This window comes from Ensifer sp. ENS03 (assembly GCF_014852035.1).
GTDB classification, from domain to species: domain Bacteria; phylum Pseudomonadota; class Alphaproteobacteria; order Rhizobiales; family Rhizobiaceae; genus Ensifer; species Ensifer adhaerens.
Genome location: NZ_JACVAV010000002.1, coordinates 707673 through 728812 on the forward strand (window position 1 = coordinate 707673; position 21140 = coordinate 728812).

General features: G+C 63.6%; 17 protein-coding genes. 1 reads left to right on the forward strand and 16 read right to left on the reverse strand.

The genetic code is table 11. The features are described 5' to 3' along the window. From IB263_RS10230 to aqpZ, 9 genes are all read right to left on the reverse strand, one after another. Complete coding sequence (locus IB263_RS10230; protein ID WP_192438453.1) at positions 1-990, reverse strand: hypothetical protein; 990 nt, start codon at positions 988-990, stop codon at positions 1-3. A gap of 158 nt (positions 991-1148) precedes the next feature. After that, positions 1149-2822, reverse strand: a complete 1674-nt coding sequence (gene recN / locus IB263_RS10235; RefSeq protein ID WP_192438454.1) for a DNA repair protein RecN — start codon at positions 2820-2822, stop codon at positions 1149-1151. Between the two features lie 37 nt (positions 2823-2859). Next, positions 2860-3726 (reverse strand): outer membrane protein assembly factor BamD, encoded by an 867-nt coding sequence (locus tag IB263_RS10240; RefSeq protein WP_034792504.1) that lies wholly within the window; start codon positions 3724-3726, stop codon positions 2860-2862. Positions 3727-3899: 173 nt separating this feature from the next. After that, complete coding sequence (lpxC, locus tag IB263_RS10245; protein ID WP_034792502.1) at positions 3900-4853, reverse strand: UDP-3-O-acyl-N-acetylglucosamine deacetylase; 954 nt, start codon at positions 4851-4853, stop codon at positions 3900-3902. Between the two features lie 334 nt (positions 4854-5187). Beyond that, entirely contained in the window at positions 5188-6975 is a 1788-nt protein-coding gene (ftsZ, locus tag IB263_RS10250; protein WP_034792500.1) for a cell division protein FtsZ, read from the reverse strand. A gap of 105 nt (positions 6976-7080) precedes the next feature. After that, a complete protein-coding gene (ftsA, locus tag IB263_RS10255) occupies positions 7081-8412 on the reverse strand; it encodes a cell division protein FtsA (RefSeq protein ID WP_034792498.1) in 1332 nt (443 codons plus the stop codon). Further along, positions 8409-9359, reverse strand: coding sequence for a cell division protein FtsQ (gene ftsQ, locus IB263_RS10260; protein ID WP_060605507.1), 951 nt, complete (start codon positions 9357-9359; stop codon positions 8409-8411). Before ftsQ ends, ftsA begins: the two co-directional genes overlap by 4 nt. Further along, entirely contained in the window at positions 9347-10273 is a 927-nt protein-coding gene (locus IB263_RS10265) for a D-alanine--D-alanine ligase (protein ID WP_034792494.1), read from the reverse strand. The genes ftsQ and IB263_RS10265 overlap by 13 nt, the downstream gene beginning before the upstream one ends. A gap of 310 nt (positions 10274-10583) precedes the next feature. After that, positions 10584-11270 (reverse strand): aquaporin Z, encoded by a 687-nt coding sequence (aqpZ, locus tag IB263_RS10270; protein ID WP_192438455.1) that lies wholly within the window; start codon positions 11268-11270, stop codon positions 10584-10586. A 320-nt stretch (positions 11271-11590) separates the two neighbouring features. Here aqpZ and IB263_RS10275 point away from each other — a divergent pair, with 320 nt between their 5' ends. Further along, on the forward strand, positions 11591-12901 hold the full coding sequence (locus IB263_RS10275) for an MFS transporter (RefSeq protein WP_060515931.1): 1311 nt from the start codon (positions 11591-11593) through the stop codon (positions 12899-12901). Positions 12902-13068: 167 nt separating this feature from the next. Here the strand turns inward: IB263_RS10275 and IB263_RS10280 are convergent, their stop codons facing one another. From IB263_RS10280 to mraY, 7 genes are all read right to left on the reverse strand, one after another. Continuing rightward, complete coding sequence (locus IB263_RS10280) at positions 13069-13626, reverse strand: hypothetical protein (RefSeq protein WP_156400683.1); 558 nt, start codon at positions 13624-13626, stop codon at positions 13069-13071. A gap of 150 nt (positions 13627-13776) precedes the next feature. Next, positions 13777-14751 (reverse strand): UDP-N-acetylmuramate dehydrogenase, encoded by a 975-nt coding sequence (gene murB, locus IB263_RS10285; protein WP_034792458.1) that lies wholly within the window; start codon positions 14749-14751, stop codon positions 13777-13779. A gap of 2 nt (positions 14752-14753) precedes the next feature. Then, positions 14754-16163 (reverse strand): UDP-N-acetylmuramate--L-alanine ligase, encoded by a 1410-nt coding sequence (gene murC / locus IB263_RS10290; RefSeq protein WP_060515929.1) that lies wholly within the window; start codon positions 16161-16163, stop codon positions 14754-14756. After that, on the reverse strand, positions 16160-17284 hold the full coding sequence (murG, locus tag IB263_RS10295) for an undecaprenyldiphospho-muramoylpentapeptide beta-N-acetylglucosaminyltransferase (RefSeq protein ID WP_060515928.1): 1125 nt from the start codon (positions 17282-17284) through the stop codon (positions 16160-16162). Before murG ends, murC begins: the two co-directional genes overlap by 4 nt. Positions 17285-17287: 3 nt before the next feature. Further along, complete coding sequence (gene ftsW / locus IB263_RS10300) at positions 17288-18442, reverse strand: putative lipid II flippase FtsW (protein ID WP_034792447.1); 1155 nt, start codon at positions 18440-18442, stop codon at positions 17288-17290. Positions 18443-18538: 96 nt separating this feature from the next. Continuing rightward, positions 18539-19930: a UDP-N-acetylmuramoyl-L-alanine--D-glutamate ligase gene (gene murD, locus IB263_RS10305; RefSeq protein WP_192438456.1), complete on the reverse strand. Its 1392-nt coding sequence runs from the start codon at positions 19928-19930 to the stop codon at positions 18539-18541. Positions 19931-19937: 7 nt separating this feature from the next. Beyond that, a complete protein-coding gene (gene mraY, locus IB263_RS10310) occupies positions 19938-21038 on the reverse strand; it encodes a phospho-N-acetylmuramoyl-pentapeptide-transferase (protein ID WP_034792441.1) in 1101 nt (366 codons plus the stop codon). Between the last annotated feature and the right edge of the window lie 102 nt (positions 21039-21140).

Consider the following 21140-nt stretch of genomic DNA (forward strand, 5'->3'; position numbering starts at 1 on the left):
TCACGCGCCAGTGGCATTGACGGCCCCCGGCGCGAGCCCGACAAGCGGCCTGACATCCAGTTCGCACCAGCGTTCATAGCGCCTCTGATAACGGCAGCGGATGGCCTCGAGATCCTTTTTCTGGACACCACGCTTGCAGTAGATCCATTTGCCTTCCGCCTGGCCACGCATCACCCGGCTCACCGGCTGCAGACCGAACATCTTCAGGATCGCGGCCCCGCCCTTGTCCCAGCCGATGCTGTAGATGTCGATGCCGTCGGGCGGGAACGTGTGGTGTTCGAGGATCGCCGAAACCGTCGCCCAGACGAGAATGCCGTTCTGCCTGCGGCGCTCGGCGCGCATGGAATCGAGCAGGAAGCTCATATTGAGGATGGTCGCGAGATAGACCACCTTCGCCTTTCGCGCCTGCGGATGGGCAAGCAGCCCGCTCGCCAGCAGGTTGCCAAAGGCATAATGCCCCTGCAGGAACAGTTTGAAGTGGTTCTTCTCGAAGGCGTAGTAGTCGATGAAGCCGAAGATGTTGCCGTCGAGGTCCTGCAGGCAGATCAGGCTGTAGGGGTCGGAATGGAACGCTCTCATATCCTCTTCGGGATCGATCGCGCCGCTGCGAAACACATCCTGTGCCTTGCGGACCACCTCATAGGCAACCGCCGTCGGCGCCGGGACGCGGACAAGATAGGAACGGTCCCCGTGCGCACAGGGCGCCACAAGCGCCAACGGCGTGACTTCGTCCGCGTTCGGCGGCTGAGGATCGGCCTCCTCCTCCGCCAGCCCGACCTGCGAGGCGTGTCGCAGCCTTGCGACGAGAGTTGCTGCAGTCACGGCGATGGCAACGCACGCGAACACCCCGAAGCCGCCCAGTTCCTGGTTCGCTTCCTTTATCGTCAGGATAAGGCCGGCATAGGCGAGCGCGATGAGCAGGATCAGTTCCGGATGCGCACGCATCTGCGCAAACCGGATCTCCAGTCTATGCTCGAGTTTCTCCCACATGCCCGAAGTGCCCCAACCGCAGAGGAAATAGAACACGGGTGCAGCGGCGCAACAATTCAACCAAAAGGCTTAGGAAGCCCAAGGCCGTGGGTTCAGATGAACACTCTGAGGACATCGCATCCCTCAGCCGCCAATGTTCCACTTGGCGCCAGGATGATCTAGCCGTTGCCGGAAAGCAGGCGAGCGGCAGCCGCCCTCGCCTCTTCGGTGATCGAGGCGCCGGCAAGCATGCGGGCGATTTCCTCGGTGCGCGCCTTGTCGTCCATGCGGGCGACACGGGTGGAAATCATCTCGGCCTTCTCGGTCGAAGGACCCTTGGAGATCAGAAGATGCGTTGCCGCACGGGCTGCGACCTGCGGCGCGTGGGTGACGGAGAGCACCTGCACCGTTGCCGAAAGGCGCTTCAGCCGCTGGCCGATGGCATCGGCCACCGCACCGCCGACACCGGTGTCGATTTCATCAAAGACGAGCGTCGGCGCCGAGCCGCGATCGGCAAGCGCCACCTTCAACGCCAGCAGGAAGCGCGAAAGTTCGCCGCCGGAAGCCACCTTCATGATCGGGCCCGGCCGCGTGCCGGGGTTGGTCTGGACGTGGAACTCGACGAGGTCGATACCGTCGACCGTCGGCAGCGACGGATCGCTTTGCACCTCGACCATGAAGCGTGCCCGCTCGAGCTTCAACGCCGGCAGCTCGGCCATGACAGCGTCGGAAAGGGCGGTCGCGGTATGGCGACGCTTTTCGGAGAGCGAGCGCGCCGAAGCGTCGAACGCCACCCGCGCCACGCCGACTTGTGCATCGAGCTGCTTCAGCTTTTCCTCGCCGGCATCGAGATCGGCGAGATCGGAAATCATGCGAACGGCGAGTGCCGGCAGTTCCGTGACCGGAACCGAATATTTGCGGCTGGCGGCGCGCAGCGCGAACAGCCGCTCCTCCACCCGCTCCAGTTCCTTCGGATCGAACTCCGTGTTGCGCAACGCCCGCTCGACCGACATCTGCGCGTCCGAAAGCTGGTTGAGCGCACCGTCGAGCAACTCGACCGTTTCTTCAAGCAGGCCCGGCGCCTCCTGGCTCTTGCGCTCGAGACGGCGCACGAGCGAGGCGATCAGCGGAACCGGCGAAGCGTTGCCGTTCAGGAACTCCGAGGCCTCGTTGATGTCGCCGGCGATGCGCTCGGCCTTCATCATCCGCGCCCGGTTCTCGGCAAGCTCCTCCTCTTCGCCGTCGCGGGGGCTGAGCTTCTCCAGTTCTTCGACCGAAGACCGAAGATAGTCCACCTCGCGCGCGGCCGCCTCGACCCGCTCGCGGTGCTTCTTCAGGCCGCGCTCGGCATCCTTCCAGGCGCGATAGAGTTCGCTCACATGTGCCGCTTCTTCGGCGGTGCCACCGAAGGCGTCGAGAAGCGTGCGATGCGCATCGATATCGACGAGCGCGCGGTCGTCGTGCTGTCCGTGAATTTCGACCAGCGTCTGGCCAAGCTGGCGCATCAGCTGGACGCTGATCGGCTGGTCGTTGACATAGGCCTTGGTGCGGCCGTCGGCCGACTGCACGCGACGAAAGATCAGGTCGCCGTCGTCGTCGATGCCGTTTTCCCTGAGCATCAGCCGCGCCGAATGCCCCATCGGCACGTCGAAGACCGCCGTCACCTGCCCCTTGTCGGAACCGTGGCGAACGAGCGAGCCATCGCCGCGCCCGCCAAGGGCGAGCGACAGGCTGTCGAGAAGGATGGACTTGCCGGCCCCGGTTTCACCGGTCAGCACCGAGAGCCCGGCGTCGAAATTGAGATCGAGCCGTTCAATCAGGACGATATCGCGGATCGAAAGCTGGGCAAGCATCCGGGGTTATATCTTCCTTGAAGGGCGCCGATAGATATCAGGCGCCGACGAGTTTCTTGGCGGCGCGCGAAATCCAGGAGTTGCCGCTTTCACGCGGCTCAAGGCCACCCGACTGCAGCAGCTTGAAGCTATCGTTGTACCACTGGCTGTCCGGGTAGTTGTGACCGAGAACGGCGGCAGCGGTCTGCGCCTCTTGGGTCACGCCCATCGCGAAATAGGCTTCCGTCAGGCGCGCCAGCGCTTCTTCAACCTGGTTGGTGTTCGGATACTGCTCGACGACGACGCGGAAACGCGACACGGCGGCAAGGTATTCCTTGCGCTCGAGATAGTAGCGGCCGACCTGCATCTCCTTGCCGGCCAGCTGGTCGCGGGCAAAGCGGATCTTCGACTTGGCGTCGTCGACATATTCGGAGTCCGGGTAGCGGTCTACGACCGCCTGCATGGCTTCGATCGCCTTGAAGGCCGGCTTCTGGTCCTGCGTCACCGCCGGGATCTGCTTGGTATAGGCGAGACCCTGGATGTACTGCGCATAGGCCGCGTCTTCCGACTGCGGATAAAGATTGAGGTAGCGGCCGGTGGCGTTGATCGCCTCCTGGTACTGACCGTTACGGTAAGAAACGAAGGCGTTCATGACCAGCGCCTTGCGGGCATATTCCGAGAACGGATGCTGGCGGTCGAGCGCTTCGAACTTGCGCGCCGCCTCCGTCGTCTTGCCGGCATTGAGGTTGGCGAGGCCCTGATTGTAGAGCACTTCCGGCGGATCGGTTTCGGCCGTCAGCTTGGTGATGTCGATATCGGGATCGTTCTGGCAGGCGGTAATCAGGGCGCTGCCGGCAACGGCCGCGACAATGACGGCGGCGACGCGCGCTGACTTTTTCAAATCCACAGAAACTGCAAGAACCATCGGATATTCCCGTTCCATTCTGCGGGCATGGACCCCGCCAGACATGCGCTTTTAGAGCAAGTTACCTTGAGACCGCAACGTCATGATCGGTGATTCATGCAAATTTGTGGCAGCTCTATCATGAAAATGCCGGCCTTTCGGCCGGCGACTGGAGGAGATGATGACTTTTCTTGTTATGCGGACCAGGGCGCGAAGCCCGGAGCTGCCACTGCAACCATATCGCGCGCGCGGGTACGCTGGCGCGGGGTTGCCGTTTCGACGACTTCGTAGGCCGTCGGGTCGCTGAGAAGTGCCTTCAGCGCGTTGGCGTTCATCTTGTGGCCGCCGCGGTACGAGCGGTAGCAGCCGATGAACGGCGCGCCGGCGAGCGAGAGGTCGCCAACCGCATCGAGCGTCTTGTGGCGCACGAATTCGTCGGTGTAGCGCAGGCCCTCGACGTTGATCACCGTGTTGTCGTCGGAAATGACGACGGAGTTTTCGAGCGAGGAGCCGAGCGCAAAGCCAGCCGCCCAGAGGCGTTCGACATCGCGCATGAAGCCGAAGGTGCGGGCACGCGACAGCTCGCGCTTGAAGACCGAAGGCGTCATGTCGCCCTTCCAGGCCTGGCGGCCGATCAGCGGGCAATCGAAATCGATCTCGACCTCGAAGCGCATGCCGTCATAGGGCGTGAACTCCGACCAGGAGGCACCCGATTCGATGCGCACCGGCTTGACGATGCGGATGTAGCGACGCTTGACCGCAAGGGCGCGAACGCCCACCTGCTCGATCGCGTCGATGAAGGGTTCGGAGCTGCCGTCCATGATCGGCATTTCGGCGCCGTGCACTTCGACCGTGAGGTTGTCTAGGCCGAGCGCGTAGATCGCCGCCATCACATGCTCGATCGTGGCGATCGAAGTCGCCGGCGACATGCCGAGAACGGTGCAGAGATCGGTGTTGCCGACCTGCGAGGAAACCGCCTTGTATTCGCTGACCCGGCCGTTGGAGAGAACGCGCTGGAAAACGATGCCCGCATCGGCTTCGGCCGGATGGAAGGTGATCGACACTTCCGCACCGGAGTGAACGCCAATTCCCTTGAGCGTTACCGGGCTTGCAATCGTCGTCTGAAACCCGAGCAATTCGATTCCCATTCTCGTCACTTTCAATACCTGTGGCCAATGGCCAAAACCTGCTGGTGGACGCAACGATCTTCAGGGCACAAGAAAGATGCCCGAGAGTCCCGGCTCAACGACCGGTCCTCTGCGTTTCGAACAGACAGCGCTTGATCGAATCGCATGCGTCCCCAATTCCGAGTCTGAAAATAGGAGTTTGGAGGCACCATTCCAAATCACTGTTCGTTTCGCTTTGTTACGCATTTGCGACGGTCCGTAACATCGAATCAAACACCTGAAATAATGAACAAAATGCAAAAATGCCCGGGCAGTTGCCCGGGCATTCGGCAAGGTGAAGGAACGGGCCTTCCAATCAGTTCGATTGACGGCGCAGGAACGCCGGGATTTCGAGCTGATCATCTTCTTGCGGGCGCGCCTGCGGCGAAGCGCGACCGTGATCGTCAAGCTGGCCGCGGCGCGGCGCATAGAGGCTCGCTTCCGGCGAGAGCGGCCGGCGCTGCTGGGAAGCAGCGGTCGGGGCGGAAGCCGTCATGTCGGCGGCTGCCGGGGTCTGTTCGCGGTCACGCAGGCCGAGCGAGCTGGTGATGCGGTTGAGCAGACCCATCGGGCCGCGCTCTTCCTGCATCGGGGCAGCCGGCTGTGCGCGGCGGTCCATCTCTGCCTTTACGACCGGCGGAAAGTCTTCGACCTTCGGCATGCGAACCTGTTCCGGCTGCTGGCGCATGACCGGAGCGACGGGCTCCTGGCGCATGATCGGCTGCGGCTGGGGCTGAACCGGCTGCATCTGCGGCTGCGGCTGGCGCATGACCGGAGCGGCCTCTACCGGTGCAGCACCGGCGAAGAGCTTGCTCTGGGGACGAAAGTTGTCGTCGTGCATCGGCTGCTGAACCGGGGCCTGGGCCTGCACCTGGGCAGCCCGGGTCGCGATGTCGAGCTCGCGCTCCATTTCGGCTTCGCGGATGGCGGCTGCGATCTGGTCGGCGGTTGCCTGCTGCTGCATCGGCTGCTGAACCGGCTGGGCGACCGGCTGCTGCATCACCGGCTGGTGAACCGGGGCCGGCTGGTGCTGGGCAACCGGCTGCGGCTGCTGGGCCGGAACGGCGGCGGACGGGCGGACGACCGGCTTTGCTGCTACCGGACGAAAGTCGGCGGAACGACCCGCCACCTCCGCGGCCGTGCGGTCGATGCCGGTGGCAACGACCGAGACGCGGATGAGGCCTTCGAGGTCTTCGTCGAACGTCGCGCCGAGGATGATGTTGGCATCCGGGTCGACTTCTTCGCGAATACGGGTAGCCGCTTCGTCGAGTTCGAACAGGGTGAGGTCGCGGCCGCCGGTGATCGAGATCAGGAGGCCCTGGGCGCCCTTCATCGAGGTTTCGTCGAGCAGCGGGTTGGCGATCGCGGCTTCGGCGGCGGCCAGTGCGCGGCCTTCGCCCGAAGCTTCGCCGGTGCCCATCATGGCGCGGCCCATTTCGCGCATCACCGAGCGGACGTCGGCGAAGTCGAGGTTGATGAGGCCTTCCTTGACCATGAGGTCGGTGATGCAGGCAACGCCCGAATAGAGAACCTGGTCGGCCATAGCAAACGCGTCCGCAAAGGTCGTGCGGTCGTTGGCGATGCGGAAGAGGTTCTGGTTCGGGATGACGATCAGGGTGTCGACCGACTTCTGCAGTTCGGCGATGCCCTGGTCGGCGAGCCGCATGCGGCGCGCGCCTTCGAAATGGAACGGCTTGGTGACGACGCCGACCGTCAGGATGCCCTTGTTGCGGGCGGCCTGTGCGACGATCGGGGCTGCACCGGTGCCGGTGCCGCCGCCCATGCCGGCGGTGACGAAGCACATGTGGGTGCCGTTGAGGTGATCGATGATCTCATCGATGCACTCTTCGGCGGCCGCGCGGCCGACTTCCGGCTGCGAACCGGCGCCGAGACCTTCGGTGACGGCGACGCCCATCTGGATGATGCGCTCGGCCTTGGTCATGGTGAGTGCCTGGGCATCCGTGTTGGCCACGACGAAATCGACGCCCTGGAGGCCTGCGGTGATCATGTTGTTGACAGCATTGCCGCCGCCGCCACCTACACCAAAGACGGTGATGCGGGGCTTCAGCTCCGTGATATCCGGCTTCTGCAAGTTGATAGTCATAGTCCCGTTCCTTCTGGTTTCTGGCCGCCTTGCCGAGCCGGCCAAATCTTTCAAAGTCCTAGTTTGTCTTCACCCGGCCCCGTCCCTGTCGGAGCCGGCCGTCACTCAAAAGCTCTCTTTCAGCCACTGGCCCATGCGGGCGATGCGGCCGTTGCCGGCGCCGAGCGCCGAGAACATGCCGCCGTGGGAGGCATGGGTCTCGAGGTCGGCGACCTGCGGATAGATCATCAGGCCGACCGCCGTGGAGAAGGCCGGGCCCTTGGCAGCGGCCGGCAGCCCGGAAACTCCGAGCGGACGGCCAATGCGAACATTGCGGGCGAGGATGCGGCGAGCCGCTTCCGGCAGGCCAGTCAGCTGGCTGGCGCCGCCCGTCAGAACGATTCGCTTGCCGACGATCGGGCTGAAGCCCGAGCGCTGGATGCGATCGCGGATGAGTTCCAGCGTCTCTTCGATGCGCGCGCGCACGATGCGCGACACAAGTGCGCGCGGCACATGCGTCGGCTGATCGCGGTCGTCCTCGCCGATCGGCGGAACCGATACGATGTCGCGTTCGTCGGCGCTGTTGGGCAGAGCCGACCCGTGCACGACCTTCAGCCGTTCGGCATCCTCGATGCGGGTCGAAAGACCGCGCGCCAGATCCGTCGTCACGTGATGGCCGCCGAGGCTGACAGCGTCAGCGTGAACCAGCTTGCCTTCGGCAAAGACCGAGATCGTCGTCGTGCCGCCACCCATGTCGATCGCCGCACAGCCGAGCTCGACCTCGTCGTCGACGAGAGCGGCAAGACCGCTGGCATAGGGGGTCGCCACCATGCCCTCGACCGAAAGGTGGGCGCGGTTGACGCAGAGTTCGAGGTTCTTGAGCGCTGCCCGTTCGGCCGTCAGCACATGCATGTCGACGCCGAGAACGTCGCCGAACATGGCGAGCGGATCGCGGATGCCGCGCTCGCCGTCGAGCGAGAAGCCCGTCGGCAGCGAGTGCAGGATGGCGCGATCGGAGCGCAGCGACTGCTGGCCGGCGGCGGAGAGAACCTTGCGCAGATCATTGGCGTCGACTTCCTGGCCGCCGAGATCGATCGTCGCCGTATAGACGTCGCTCTGCAGCCGGCCGGCCGAAACGTTGACAATCAGGCTGTCTATGGTGAGGCCGGCCATGCGCTCGGCCGCATCCACGGCGAGCCGGACGACGCTCTCGACGGCATCGAGGTCGGCGACGACGCCGTTCTTGACGCCGCGGGACTTCTGGTGGCCGATGCCGATGATTTCGACGCTATGCGTACGGTTGGGCAGGATCTGGCTTTCGGCGCGCGGCGTCAGCCGGCCGATCATGCAGACCACCTTGGTCGAACCGATATCCAGCACCGAGACGACATGAGACCGCTTCGAGGAAAGCGGCTTCAGGCGCGGCAGGCCAAAGCTGGAGGAACCGAATAGACTCATATGCGGCCTTCTTTCTTCTTTTCGGTCTCCTGCGCCTTCAGCATCTTGTCCCTCGCCTTCAAGGCAACTTCGCGCCGGGTCACTGCGTCCGGCGTCAACTGAACTGTTGTTCTGTCTTCGAGCCTCAGATCCACGGCAGCGATATCGCGCTCGAGGAGCTGGTGCTGGCTTTCCATGTCGGAGAGCACCTTCATCGCCCGGGCGACGTCGTGCTCCGGCAGCTTGACGACGATGCCGTTGTCGAGGCGCAGGTCCCAGCGGCGGCCGGCCACGCGCACGAAGGCCTTCACGCGCGAGCGGATCTCCGGCCAGCGGGAGAACTCGTCGTAGAAATCGGCAGCCGCCGTTTCGGCGTCACGGCCGACGAAGAGCGGCAGAGCGGCAAACTTGTTGTCGCGCAAGGGCGCGATCACGCTGCCGCTGCGCTCGATCAGCGAAAGGTCCGATCCGTGCTGCCAGATGCCGAAGGCCTTGCGCTCGGTGAGGCTAACCTCGATCGTGCCGGGATAGATCTTGCGAACGGTGACGCCCTGCACCCAGGGCATTTCCGCAATCAGCTTGCGCGCTTCGGCGATATCGAGCGCCACCAGCGACGTCGTGCCGTCGAGGCCAAGCTGCTGGAGAATGTCGATTTCCGAGGTCTGGTCGTTGCCGGAAACCTTGACGTCTTCGATCGCGAAGCCTGCGGCCGTGGTCGAGGCCTGCGCGAAATTCTGCGTATGGCCGCCGAGCGACATGCCGTAAAAGCCGGTGGCGGCGAAAAAGGCGATCGCCGACAGCGTGCCGGTATAGGCGGGAAAGCGGATGCGGCCAGCGCCGAGGCTGACGAAGAAACGCACAACGCGACGAAGCGGACGCGGCAGTACGCGCGCGCCATCCACATCGACGGCGGCGGCGCCATCGAGGTGACGAACCCTCTTGCCCCTTTTGCCCCTCAACGCAAACACGACGCGTCCTCCACCATCCAACTCAAAAACTCACCGAAGCTGTAGCCGGCATGCGCGGCCATCTCGGGCACCAGGGAGGTCGGTGTCATGCCGGGCTGGGTGTTGATCTCCAGCCAGATCAGCTCGCCCTCGGCGGAGGAACTGTCATCGAAACGAAAGTCGGATCGGCTGACGCCCCGGCAACCGATTGCCTGATGCGCCTTCAGAGCGAGTGTTTGTATTTTTTGGTAAATATTTGGTGAAATCTGTGCCGGAATGACGTGACGCGAACCACCTTTTACGTATTTGGAATCATAATCGTAGAAGGCATGGCCCTGCGGGATGATTTCGGTGACGCCGAGCGCCTTGTCGCCCATGACACCACAGGTCAGTTCGCGGCCGGCGACATAACGCTCGACCATGATTCGGTCGCCGTAACGCCATTCGCTCGATGTCACCACCTGCGGCGGATGCGACTGATCTTCCTTGACGATGACGACACCGAAGCTGGAGCCTTCGGAAACCGGCTTGACCACGTAAGGCGGCTTCATCGGGTGCTTCGGACCAAAGGCATGGCGATCCATGACCTGCGCATCGGCAACTGGAATGCCCGAAGCAGCCGCAACGTGCTTGGCCTGCGCCTTGTCCATGGCGAGCGCCGAGGCAAGTACGCCGGAATGGGTGTAGGGGATCTCAAGATATTCGAGGATGCCCTGGATCGTGCCGTCCTCGCCGAACGGTCCATGAAGGGCGTTGAAGGCAACGTCGGGTCGCAGCGCGGCCAGCGTCTCTGCGACATTGCGATCGACGTCGATCCGGGTGACGCGATAGCCGGCAGCCTCCAGGGCATCCGCACAGGCAGCCCCGGACGACAGGCTAACCGGTCGCTCCGAAGAAAATCCGCCCATCAGGACAGCCACATGCTTGCCGTTCATTCAAACCCCCAGACAATACGCCACTATCGCAAGGTTTCCTTGCGTCTGGCTGGCTCCCGCCCTCGCGAGTCAGCTGCGCCATTGGGGTCACTAGAACGTCATTAAGGTTAACGAACCGTTTACTTTCGTTAACCCCGGTCAGGAAATGAAACGCCGCCTGCAGGCGCAAGCGCATGTGGAACAAGGCATTTTAGCGAGAGATCAAAGGGTTGCGGAGTAATCTTGAATCTAATGCATAAACAGAAGAAAAAATGAAAAAACCCGCCGCATCCAGGGCGGCGGGTCTATGCGTGACGGCATCCGAATTGGATCAGTCGTCATCACCGACGATCTTCCAGACGATGCCGGCGATCACCGCGCCGACGATCGGCGCCACCCAGAACAGCCACAATTGCGCGATCGCCCAATCGCCGACGAAGAGCGCCTGCCCCGTCGAGCGGGCCGGATTGACCGACGTGTTCGTCACCGGGATCGAGACCAAATGGATCAAGGTCAGCGCCAGGCCGATGGCGATCGGCGCAAAGCCCGCGGGCACTCGGCCATGGGTGGAGCCGAGAATGATGAACAGGAAGAAGGCGGTCAGCACCACCTCGGCAGCCAGCGCCGCCGTCAGCGAGTAGCCGCCCGGCGAATGCGCGCCGTAACCGTTGGCAGCGAAGCCACCGAGCTGGAAATCCCCCTTGCCGCTGGCGATCAGATAGATAACCGCCGCCGCGGCGATGGCACCCAGCACCTGGGCGATGACATAGCCGACAAGTTTGTGCGCGGGGAACTTGCCCGCAACCAGCAACCCCACCGAGACGGCCGGATTGAAATGCCCGCCGGAAATGCCGCCGACCGCATAGGCCATGGTCAGCACCGTCAGACCAAAAGCAAAGGAGACGCCGAGATAACCAATACCGACCTCAGGAAGGGCAGCCGCCAGCACGGCGCTGCCGCAACCGCCGAAAACGAGCCAGAATGTACCGAGAAATTCCGCAGAAAGCCTTTTGAACATGCATTCGCTCCTGAAAAACGAAGCCGATCGCTTCGCCGTCGAGAGTTTGCCACAATTTGATTCTCGTCAATCCGGGTTGTCCAGCCAAGCGAAGCTCCCGCAAAACGTGAAAATCTGCCTACGGCAAAGCAGTTGAGGCGCAAGCGAAAAGGCCGTCCCGCGCCGCGACCCCAGGGCGGAGCGCCGACAGAATATTGATGCGTATGACGCCGATATCGTTCGCACTTCTTACGATATCAGGGTTTCGTCATGTCGAAACTTGCGTTAAGACGCCCGCACCCGCCTCCCAAGACGGTCTTACATCCATAGGAACAATGATAATGACAGACGCGACAACCTCCCTGTCGCCGAAGGACAATGCGTCAAAGCACGCGGCAGTGAACTCCCCTGCCCGGGTGCTGTTCGCGAGCCTCGTCGGCACGACCATCGAATTCTTCGACTTCTACGTTTACGCCACCGCCGCCGTTCTGGTGTTCCCGCACCTGTTCTTCCCGGGCTCGGACCCGACCTCGGCAATGCTGCAATCCTTCGCGACCTTCTCGATCGCTTTTTTCGCCCGCCCCTTCGGGGCCGTGATCTTCGGCCATTTCGGCGACAAGGTCGGCCGCAAGGCGACGCTGGTGGCGGCGCTGATGACCATGGGCATCTCCACGGTCGTCATCGGCCTTCTGCCGACCTATGCCACGATCGGCGTCGCAGCTCCGCTGCTGCTCGCACTTTGCCGTTTCGGCCAGGGTCTCGGCCTTGGCGGCGAATGGGGTGGCGCAGTGCTGCTTGCCACCGAGAATGCGCCTGAGGGCAAGCGCAGCTGGTACGCCATGTTCCCGCAGCTCGGCGCGCCGATCGGCTTCATCCTGTCGGCCGGCACCTTCCTGATCCTCGGCGAAGTGATGAGCAACGAAGCCTTCCTCGCCTGGGGCTGGCGCGTGCCGTTCATCGCCAGCATCCTGCTCGTCGCCGTCGGCCTTTATGTCCGCCTGAAGATCACCGAAACGCCAGAGTTCCAGAAGGCCGTCGACAAGCACGAGCGCGTGCAGGTGCCGATCGCCGAGATCTTCCGTTTCCACAAGCGCAGCCTGGTGCTCGGCACTTTCGTGGCGCTTGCGACCTTCGTGCTGTTCTACCTGATGACCGTCTTCTCGCTCTCCTGGGGCACGGCGAAGCTCGGCTATTCGCGTGAGCAGTTCCTGGTTGTGCAGATGACCGGCGTCGTCTTCTTCGGCCTGATGATCCCGGTTGCCGGTATCCTCTCGGACCGCTACGGCCGTCGCCTGATCTTGATCATCACCACCATCGGCATCGGCGTCTTCGGCCTGTTCATGGCCCCGCTTCTTGCCGGCGGCCTTGGCGGCGCCTTCCTGTTCTCGATCATCGGCCTCGGCCTCATGGGCCTCACCTACGGCCCGATCGGCGCAGCGCTGGCAGCCCCCTTCCCGACCTCGGTGCGCTACACCGGCGCGTCCATGACCTTCAACCTCGCCGGCATCTTCGGCGCGTCGCTGGCGCCGTACATCGCCACCTGGCTCGCCACCAACTACAGCCTCGATTACGTCGGCTACTACCTGCTGGCCGCCGCCGCCATCACGCTTCTGTGCCTGGTGCTGTCGACGGAAGACGAGGTTTCGGCCTGATCACGACTGGCCGCGCCTAGCGCGGCCGATCACAACGAAGAAGGGCCGCAGCGGCAACGCAGCGGCCCTTTCGCTTAGCGGGTGCTGTTTGCGAAGCCTCCGAAGCCAAACCGATGACGATCGCAGCAGGCAATGGCCCGGCGCCAGCAAAGCGCGGGTGGCTCGGTTCACTCCATGAGGTCCGGATCGTCGGCGCAGTCGCCGGTCATGGCGCAGCTAGAGCCGACCTGCCGCGTGGACTTGGGAAGACGCGCAATCAACTCGCAGCGATGCATCGATTCCGCGAAAATATTGTCGACCTCCGTGCCGTCGATCATGACAACGCCGTTTCGGATGGCTGGGTGAGTGCCGTTCGCGATCGTCATCGCGACGATGCGGATGGCAGCGTTGGCGTAGTGGCACGGCCCCATTGAGAGTGCGATCTGCTGCCAACCGGGCGTCGCGTTCGCCTGCTCCGGCTGCTCATAGAACTTTGCCAGGATGTCGAGGAAATCGCCGTCTTTCATCCGGATCTTTTCGGCCAGCTTCGCAAGCTCGATCTGGTCGCCTGATTTTACGAGATCGGCAACCCTGGCTTCGAGACGCTGGGCGTCAGCACCGTCACCGAGCGAGGCGACGGCAGCTTGCAGACGCACCTCATCCATAGCCTTGACGGGCGCAAAGAACGCAAGATTGGCCAATAGGGCTGAAACGGCGAGCAACCTCGCATACGACAGTCTTTGCAAGCAACGCACTCGAGCTTTCTCCTCGACCGTGATTGAATCCGCGACCCGGCACTCTGCAAAGGCGCTGGCAGCCGCTTGCCACCCGCCGGAAAAACAAGAGGCCGCAGCGCTTCCGCCACGGCCTTTCAGATCACGTCTCGCAACCGAGCCTTACGCGATGCCGCGGCCGAGGAACTCCTTGATCTCGTAGCCCGGCATGAAGTTGCCGATGCGCTTGATCTCCCATTCGAGCCGGACGCCGGAATGTTCGAGCACGCGCTGGCGCACGGTTTCGCCGAGATATTCGAGCTCGTAGCCGGTCGCCTGGCCGGTGTTGATCATGAAGTTGCAGTGCAGCGGCGACATCTGCGCGCTGCCGATCATCATGCCGCGGCAGCCGGCCTCGTCGATCAGCTTCCAGGCCGAGTGGCCCTCCGGGTTCTTGAAGGTCGAGCCACCGGTCTTTTCGCGGATCGGCTGCACCGTTTCGCGATGCTGGCGCACGGCATCCATGTCGGTGCGGATCTTGTTCTTGTCCTCGGCGTAGCCTTCGAACACCGCGTGGGTGAAGATGAGGTCCTTCGCCGCCGCCGAATGGCGGTAGGCATAGCCCATGTCGGCATTCGACAGCACATGCTGGTTGCCCTGACGGTCGACCGCGTGCACCTCGACGACCCGCTCGCGGGTCTCGGCACCATTGGCGCCGGCGTTCATGCGCAGCGCGCCGCCGAGCGAGCCGGGAATGCCGTAGTAGAAGTAGAAGCCGCCAATGCCGTGATCGAGCGCCATGGCCGCGATGTTCTTGTCCGGGCAGATCGCGCCGGCCTTGATGCGGTTTTCGCCGACCAGCTCCAGATCGCCAAAACCCTTGGCCGACAGCCGGATGACGACGCCGGGAATGCCGCCGTCGCGCACCAGCAGGTTCGAGCCGACGCCGACAACCATGACCGGCACTTCAGCCGGGACCAGCTTCAGGAAGGTGATGAGATCGTCGGTGTCGTGCGGCTGGAACATCAGCTCGGCAAGACCGCCGGCGCGGAACCAGGTGACACGATCCATCGGCGCATCCGGCGTGATACGGCCGCGCACAGCGCTGACGCCACTTCCGAGCGATTCCAGTAGTTTCTGACCGTTGACCTGTTTCATGCTCAATTTCCTGAAATATCCGCGAGTTCCTTAGGCAGGGCAGCCGCCCAGTAGGTGATGCTGCCAGCCCCCAAGAGAACCACAAAATCGCCGGGCTGTGCAATCTTGCTGACAACCGGCGCGATTGCCTCCGGACCGGAGACGTAACGGGCGTCGCGATGGCCACCCGCCTTGATGCGATCGACCAGTTCCTCGGCCGTTGCGCCCGGAATGAGGTCTTCGCCGGCCGCATAGACAGGCGCGATCAGGATCGTGTCGGCATCGTTGAAGCAGGCCGAGAAATCTTCAAACAGGCTCGAAAGGCGCGAGTAGCGGTGCGGCTGGTGCACGGCGATGATTCGGCCCTGGCAGGCCTCGCGTGCGGCGCGCAACACCGCCTTGATCTCGACCGGATGGTGGCCGTAGTCGTCATAGACGCGCACGCCGTTCGTCTCGCCGGTCAGCGTGAAACGGCGCTTGACGCCGCTGAAGGAGGCAAGCCCCTTGGCGATCGCTTCCGGGCTGACGCCGAGGCGCTGCGCAACGGCGATCGCCGCGGTCGCATTGGACACGTTGTGGCGGCCGGGCATCGGCAGGCGCAGGTCCTTCATCGGGATCACCTGGCCGGTGCGCCGGCGGCGGATCTCGATGTCGAAGACGGAGGTGGCGCCGTCCATGCGGATGTTGTGGAAGCGCACGTCGGCCTGCGGGTTCTCGCCGTAGGTCACGACCTTGCGGTCCTCGATCTTGCCGACCATGGTCTGCACTTCCGGATGGTCGAGGCAGAGCACGCCGAAACCGTAGAAGGGCACGTTCTCGACGAACTGGCGGAACGCGGCGCGCACGGCATCGAAATTGCCGTAGTGGTCGAGATGTTCCGGGTCGATATTGGTGACGATGGCAACGTCAGCCGGCAGCTTCAGGAAGGTGCCGTCGGATTCGTCGGCCTCAACCACCATCCACTCGCCCTCGCCCATTCGGGCGTTGGTGCCATAGGCATTGATGATGCCGCCGTTGATGACGGTCGGGTCGAGCCCGCCGGCCTCGAGCAGCGCTGCGACCATCGAGGTCGTGGTCGTCTTGCCATGCGTGCCGCCGATCGCGATCGCATTGCGGAAGCGCATGAGCTCGGCCAGCATCTCGGCGCGGCGCACGACGGGAAGGAACTTCTCGCGCGCGGCGATCAGTTCCGGATTGTCCTTCTTGATCGCGGTCGAAACGACGATCACCTCGGCTTCGCCAAGGTTTTCCGCCTTGTGGCCGACGAAGACCTCGATGCCCTTGGCGCGCAGGCGCTGCACATTGGCACTGTCGGACTGGTCGGAACCCTGGACCTTGTGTCCGAGATTGTGCAGCACCTCGGCGATGCCGCTCATGCCGATGCCGCCGATACCGATGAAATGGACCAGCCCGATGGTTTTCGGCATTTTCATGAGCGTGTTTCCCTGAATTTCTCGACTGTCAAACCGCTGGCAATAGCCTCTACGAGGGATGCAAGCAAGCTTGCTGCGTCCGGCTTGCCGGTTTCCCGGGCATTTGCCGCCATCTCCGCGAGCGATTGCGGCTTGCCGATCGCATCATTGAGGATGCCGGCGAGACGGTCGGCGGTGAGTTCGGCCTGCGCGATCACGCGTGCGCCACCCTTGGCGGCAAGGGCGGCCGCATTGGCCGCCTGGTCGTGATCGAGCGCATAGGGATAGGGCACGAGGATCGCCGGCCGGCCGATGACCGCAAGCTCCGATACCGTCGAGGCGCCGGAGCGGCAAATGACGAGCTGAGCGCCGGCGATGCGCTCGGCCATATCGGTGAAGAACGGCGAGACCTCGGCGGGCACACCGAGCTTCTCATAGGTGGCGATCACGCCGTCCCTGTCTTCCGGCCGGGCCTGCTGCGTGACCTTGAATCGCTGGCGAACCTCGTCGTCGAGACGGCAGATCGCCTGCGGTACTGCCTTGGAAAAATACTGTGCGCCCTGGCTGCCGCCGAAGACGACGAGATGGAATGGCGCGTCGCCGACAGCCGACGCATAGGGCGTGTTGGCGGCGGCTAGCACCGCCGGGCGAACAGGGTTGCCCGTCGTCACGGTTTTCGCGGCAAAGGCGCCCGTGCCCTCCGGAAGGAAGCCACCGGCGATCGCCTTGACGCGCGAGGCCAGCGCCTTGTTGGCGCGTCCCATGACCGCGTTCTGCTCGTGGATGATCGACGGCACACCCATGCCGGTTGCCGCCAAGAGCGGCGGCACGGTCGGGTAGCCACCGAAGCCGACGACGGCCTTGGGCTTCAGCCGGGCAATCAGCTTTCGCGCCGCGCGCATGCCGCTCCACAGCGTCCAGAGCGATTTGACGACGCTGACCGGGTTCTTCGAGCCGATTGTCGCCGAAGGCACGACATGAACCTCGTCGGCCGGGAACTTGCCGGCATAACGTTCGGCGCGGCTATCGGTGACCAGATGCACCGAATAGCCCATGGCCTTCAGCTCGTGGGCCAGCGCTTCTGCCGGAAAGAGATGGCCGCCGGTACCGCCGGCGGCAAGCAGGATGATGCCTTTAGTCATATTTTACTCCGCCGGCACGCCAATGCCGGACCGAAACAGGCTGCGCTCCACGGCGCGCTTCTCCGGGCGGTGACGGGTCAAGGCCAGGATGAAGCCGGCAGTGACGCAGATCGCCACCATGGACGAGCCACCATAGGAGATCAGCGGCAGGGTCATGCCCTTGGCCGGAAGCAGTTCGAGGTTCACGCCGATGTTGATCATCGACTGGATGCCGATCTGAAGCACCAGGCCGGCAACGGCGAACCGGTTGAAGTCGTTGCGTTCGCGGAAGGCATGGTTGAGGCCGCGCATCACCAGGAAGGCGAAGATCAGCACGATGACCATGCAGAAGACGATGCCGAATTCCTCGGCGGCAACGGAAAAGACGAAGTCGGTATGGCTGTCCGGGATGATGCGCTTGACGATGCCTTCGCCCGGGCCCCGGCCGAACCAGTCGCCGCGGATGATCGCCTCGCGGGCGGTATCCATCTGGAAGGTGTCGCCTTCGCCCGTCAGGAACTTGTCGATACGCGCGGCCACGTGCGGCAGCAACGTATAGGCGACGAAGAAGCCGCCGAGGGCCGCACCGCCGAGCAGGATGATCCAGAGCCAGGGCATGCCGGCCATGAAGAACATGCCGCCCCAGACGGCGGTGGTCAGGATCGTCTGGCCGAGGTCGGGCTGGGCGACCAGCAGGGCCGCGACGATGCCGAAGAGCAGGATGGCAAAGAGATTACCGGGGATTTCCGGCTGGCGCGCATGTTCGGAAAACAGCCAGGCACAGACGACGACGAAGGCCGGTTTCATGAACTCCGACGGCTGGATCGAAATCCCACCGAGCGAAATCCAGCGCATCGAGCCCTTCACCTCTTCGCCGATGAAGAGTACCAGCACCATCATGCCGAGCGAACCGGCAAGAAGCAGAATCGCCGCGCGCCGGACCTGGCGCGGCGAGAGGAAGGAAATCCCCACCATCACCACCAGCGACGGCAGAAGGAAGAGTGCGTGGCGCCGGACGAAGTGGAAGCTGTCGAGGCCGATGCGCTCGGCGACGGCAGGGCTTGCGGCGAAGGACAGCATGAAGCCGACGCCCATCAACAGGATGAAGGTCGCCAGAAAGAACCTGTCGATCGTCCAGAACCAGTCGGCCACGGGGCCACGTTCGGCTCGGCTTACCATCTTGTCAGTCCCCTTCTCCGGCGCCCACCGCGCCCACGTCCGAAATCCCGCACCACCTTCCGCATCGACCGGCACGCATGCGCGCCGGCCGAGGGATCAAATCAGCATCGTCACGCCTTCGATCGCGCGCACATGTCCGACGAAGGCATCACCGCGTACCTCGAAGTTCTTATACTGGTCGAAGCTTGCGCAAGCCGGTGAGAGCATCACCGCCGAGCCGCCCGTCTCGTCCCTGCCGGCATCGGCCGCGGCATGCGCTACCGCCTGCTCCAGCGTGCCCGAGATCTCATAGGGTACGGCTTCGCCGAGCGTCGCGGCGAAAGCCGGTGCGGCCTCGCCGATCAGATAGGCCTTGGCGATCTTCGGGAAGAAGGGTGCAAGCGTCGTGATGCCCCCTTCCTTCGGCAGACCGCCGGCGATCCAGTAGATGCGGTCATAGCTCGAAAGCGCCGGCGCCGCCGCATCCGCATTGGTCGCCTTGCTGTCGTTGACGAAGACCACCGTACCCTTGCGGCCGACCGGCTGCATGCGGTGCTTGAGACCGGGGAAGCTCTTCAGGCCTGCGTGGATTTCCGCCGCGCTGACGCCGACCGCAAGGCAGGCCGCGATGGCCGCGGCTGCGTTCTGGGCGTTGTGACCGCCGCGCAGCGTCTGGATGCCGTCGAGATCGACGAACAGGCCGGAAGTGCCACCTTCAGCCTTCAGGATGCGCGAGCCCTCGGCATAGAGGCCGCTTGCCAGCACATGGCGACGGGAAATCCGCACGGTCCTGGTGCCGGCGCGCTCGACGCGATCGGCGATCAGCGCCGAGAAGCTGTCGTCGACACCGACGATTGCCGTGCCGCTACCGGCGACCAGCCGTTCCTTGATGTCGGCGTAATGCTGCATCGTGCCGTGGCGATCGAGATGATCGGGCGTCAGGTTGAGCAGAATGCCTGCCGTCGGGTTCAGCGTCGGCGCCAGATCGATCTGGTAGGACGAGCACTCGACCACGTAGAAGCGCCCGGCCTTCGGAGGATCAAGCGTCAGCACCGCGGTGCCGATATTGCCGCCGAGCTGCGTGTCTCGGCCGCTTTCTTTGAGGATATGTGCGATCAGCGCCGTCGTCGTCGATTTGCCGTTGGTGCCGGTTATCGCGATGAAGGCGCAATCGGGCGCATGCGCCCGGCGTTCGCGCACGAAAAGTTCGACGTCGCCGATGATCTCGACACCAGCCGCATGGGCAAGATCCACGGTCCAGTGCGGCTTGGGATGCGTAAGCGGCACGCCGGGCGAAAGCACGAAGGCGGCAAAGGCCGCCCAGTCGACGGTGCGCAGGTCCGCCGTCGGCACGCCTGCGGCCGAAGCCTTGGCGACGCTATCCGGGTTGTCGTCCCATGCGGTAACCTCGGCACCACCGGCGACGAGCGCCTGCGCGGTCGCAAGGCCCGAACCGCCGAGGCCGAAGAGAGCGACTTTCCTGCCCTTGAAGGAAGTGACCGGGATCATCGTCCGCTCACCGCAGCTTGAGGGTGGAGAGGCCAACCATCGCCAGGATGACGGCGATGATCCAGAATCGGATCACGACCTGGCTCTCGGTCCAGCCCTTCTTTTCGAAGTGGTGGTGGATCGGCGCCATCAGGAAGACGCGGCGGCCGGTGCGCTTGAACCAGAAGACCTGGATGATGACCGACAGCGTCTCCATGACGAAGAGGCCGCCGATGATGATCATGACGATCTCGTGCTTGACGGCAACGGCTACGGTGCCAATCAGGCCGCCAAGCGCCAGCGACCCGGTGTCGCCCATGAAGATTGCGGCCGGCGGTGCGTTGAACCAGAGGAAGCCGAGGCCGGCGCCGATGACAGCGCCGAGGATGACGGCAAGCTCGCCTGTACCGGGCACGAAATGGATCTGCAGATAGTTGGCGAAGACGGCGTTACCAGCGAGATAGGCAATCAGGCCGAAGGCGGCAGCGGCGATCATCACAGGCACGATCGCAAGACCGTCGAGACCGTCGGTCAGATTCACGGCATTGCCGGCGCCGACGATGACGAAGCCACCGAACAGCACGAAGAAATAGCCGAGATTGACGATCAGGTCCTTGAAGAAGGGGAAAGTGACGGAGGAGCCGAAAGTGGAGCCGGACGGACCGCCCGAAAGCGAGGCCTGCATCATGAAGAACACGGCGATCGCCGCGATGACGAACTCGATGCCGAGGCGTGCCTTGCCGGAAAAACCCTTGTCCGACTGCTTCGTAACCTTGAGGTAATCATCGTAGAAGCCAATGGCGCCGAAGCCGAGCGTGACGAGCAGCGTCGAGACCACGTAGACGCTCGACAGATCGGCCCACAGCAGCGACGAGACGACGATGCCGGCCAGGATCATCAGGCCGCCCATGGTCGGCGTGCCGGCCTTCTTGAAATGCGTCTGCGGTCCGTCGGCGCGGATCGGCTGGCCCTTGCCCTGGCGGATGCGCAGGGAGGCGATCATCGCGGGCCCGAAGAGGAAGACGATCATGGCCGACGTGAAGAGCGCCGCGCCGGTGCGGAACGTGATGTAGCGAAAAAGATTGAAAAACTGAAAGTGGTCCGCCAGTTCCACAAGCCAAATGAGCATAAGGGACCTTTCCCCAAAGGTTTCCTGCACAATGATGCAGCAGTTTAAAGTGTTACAGCGAAGCTTTCCCGCCCCGGGAGACGCGGCGCCGTAGTATTTCGA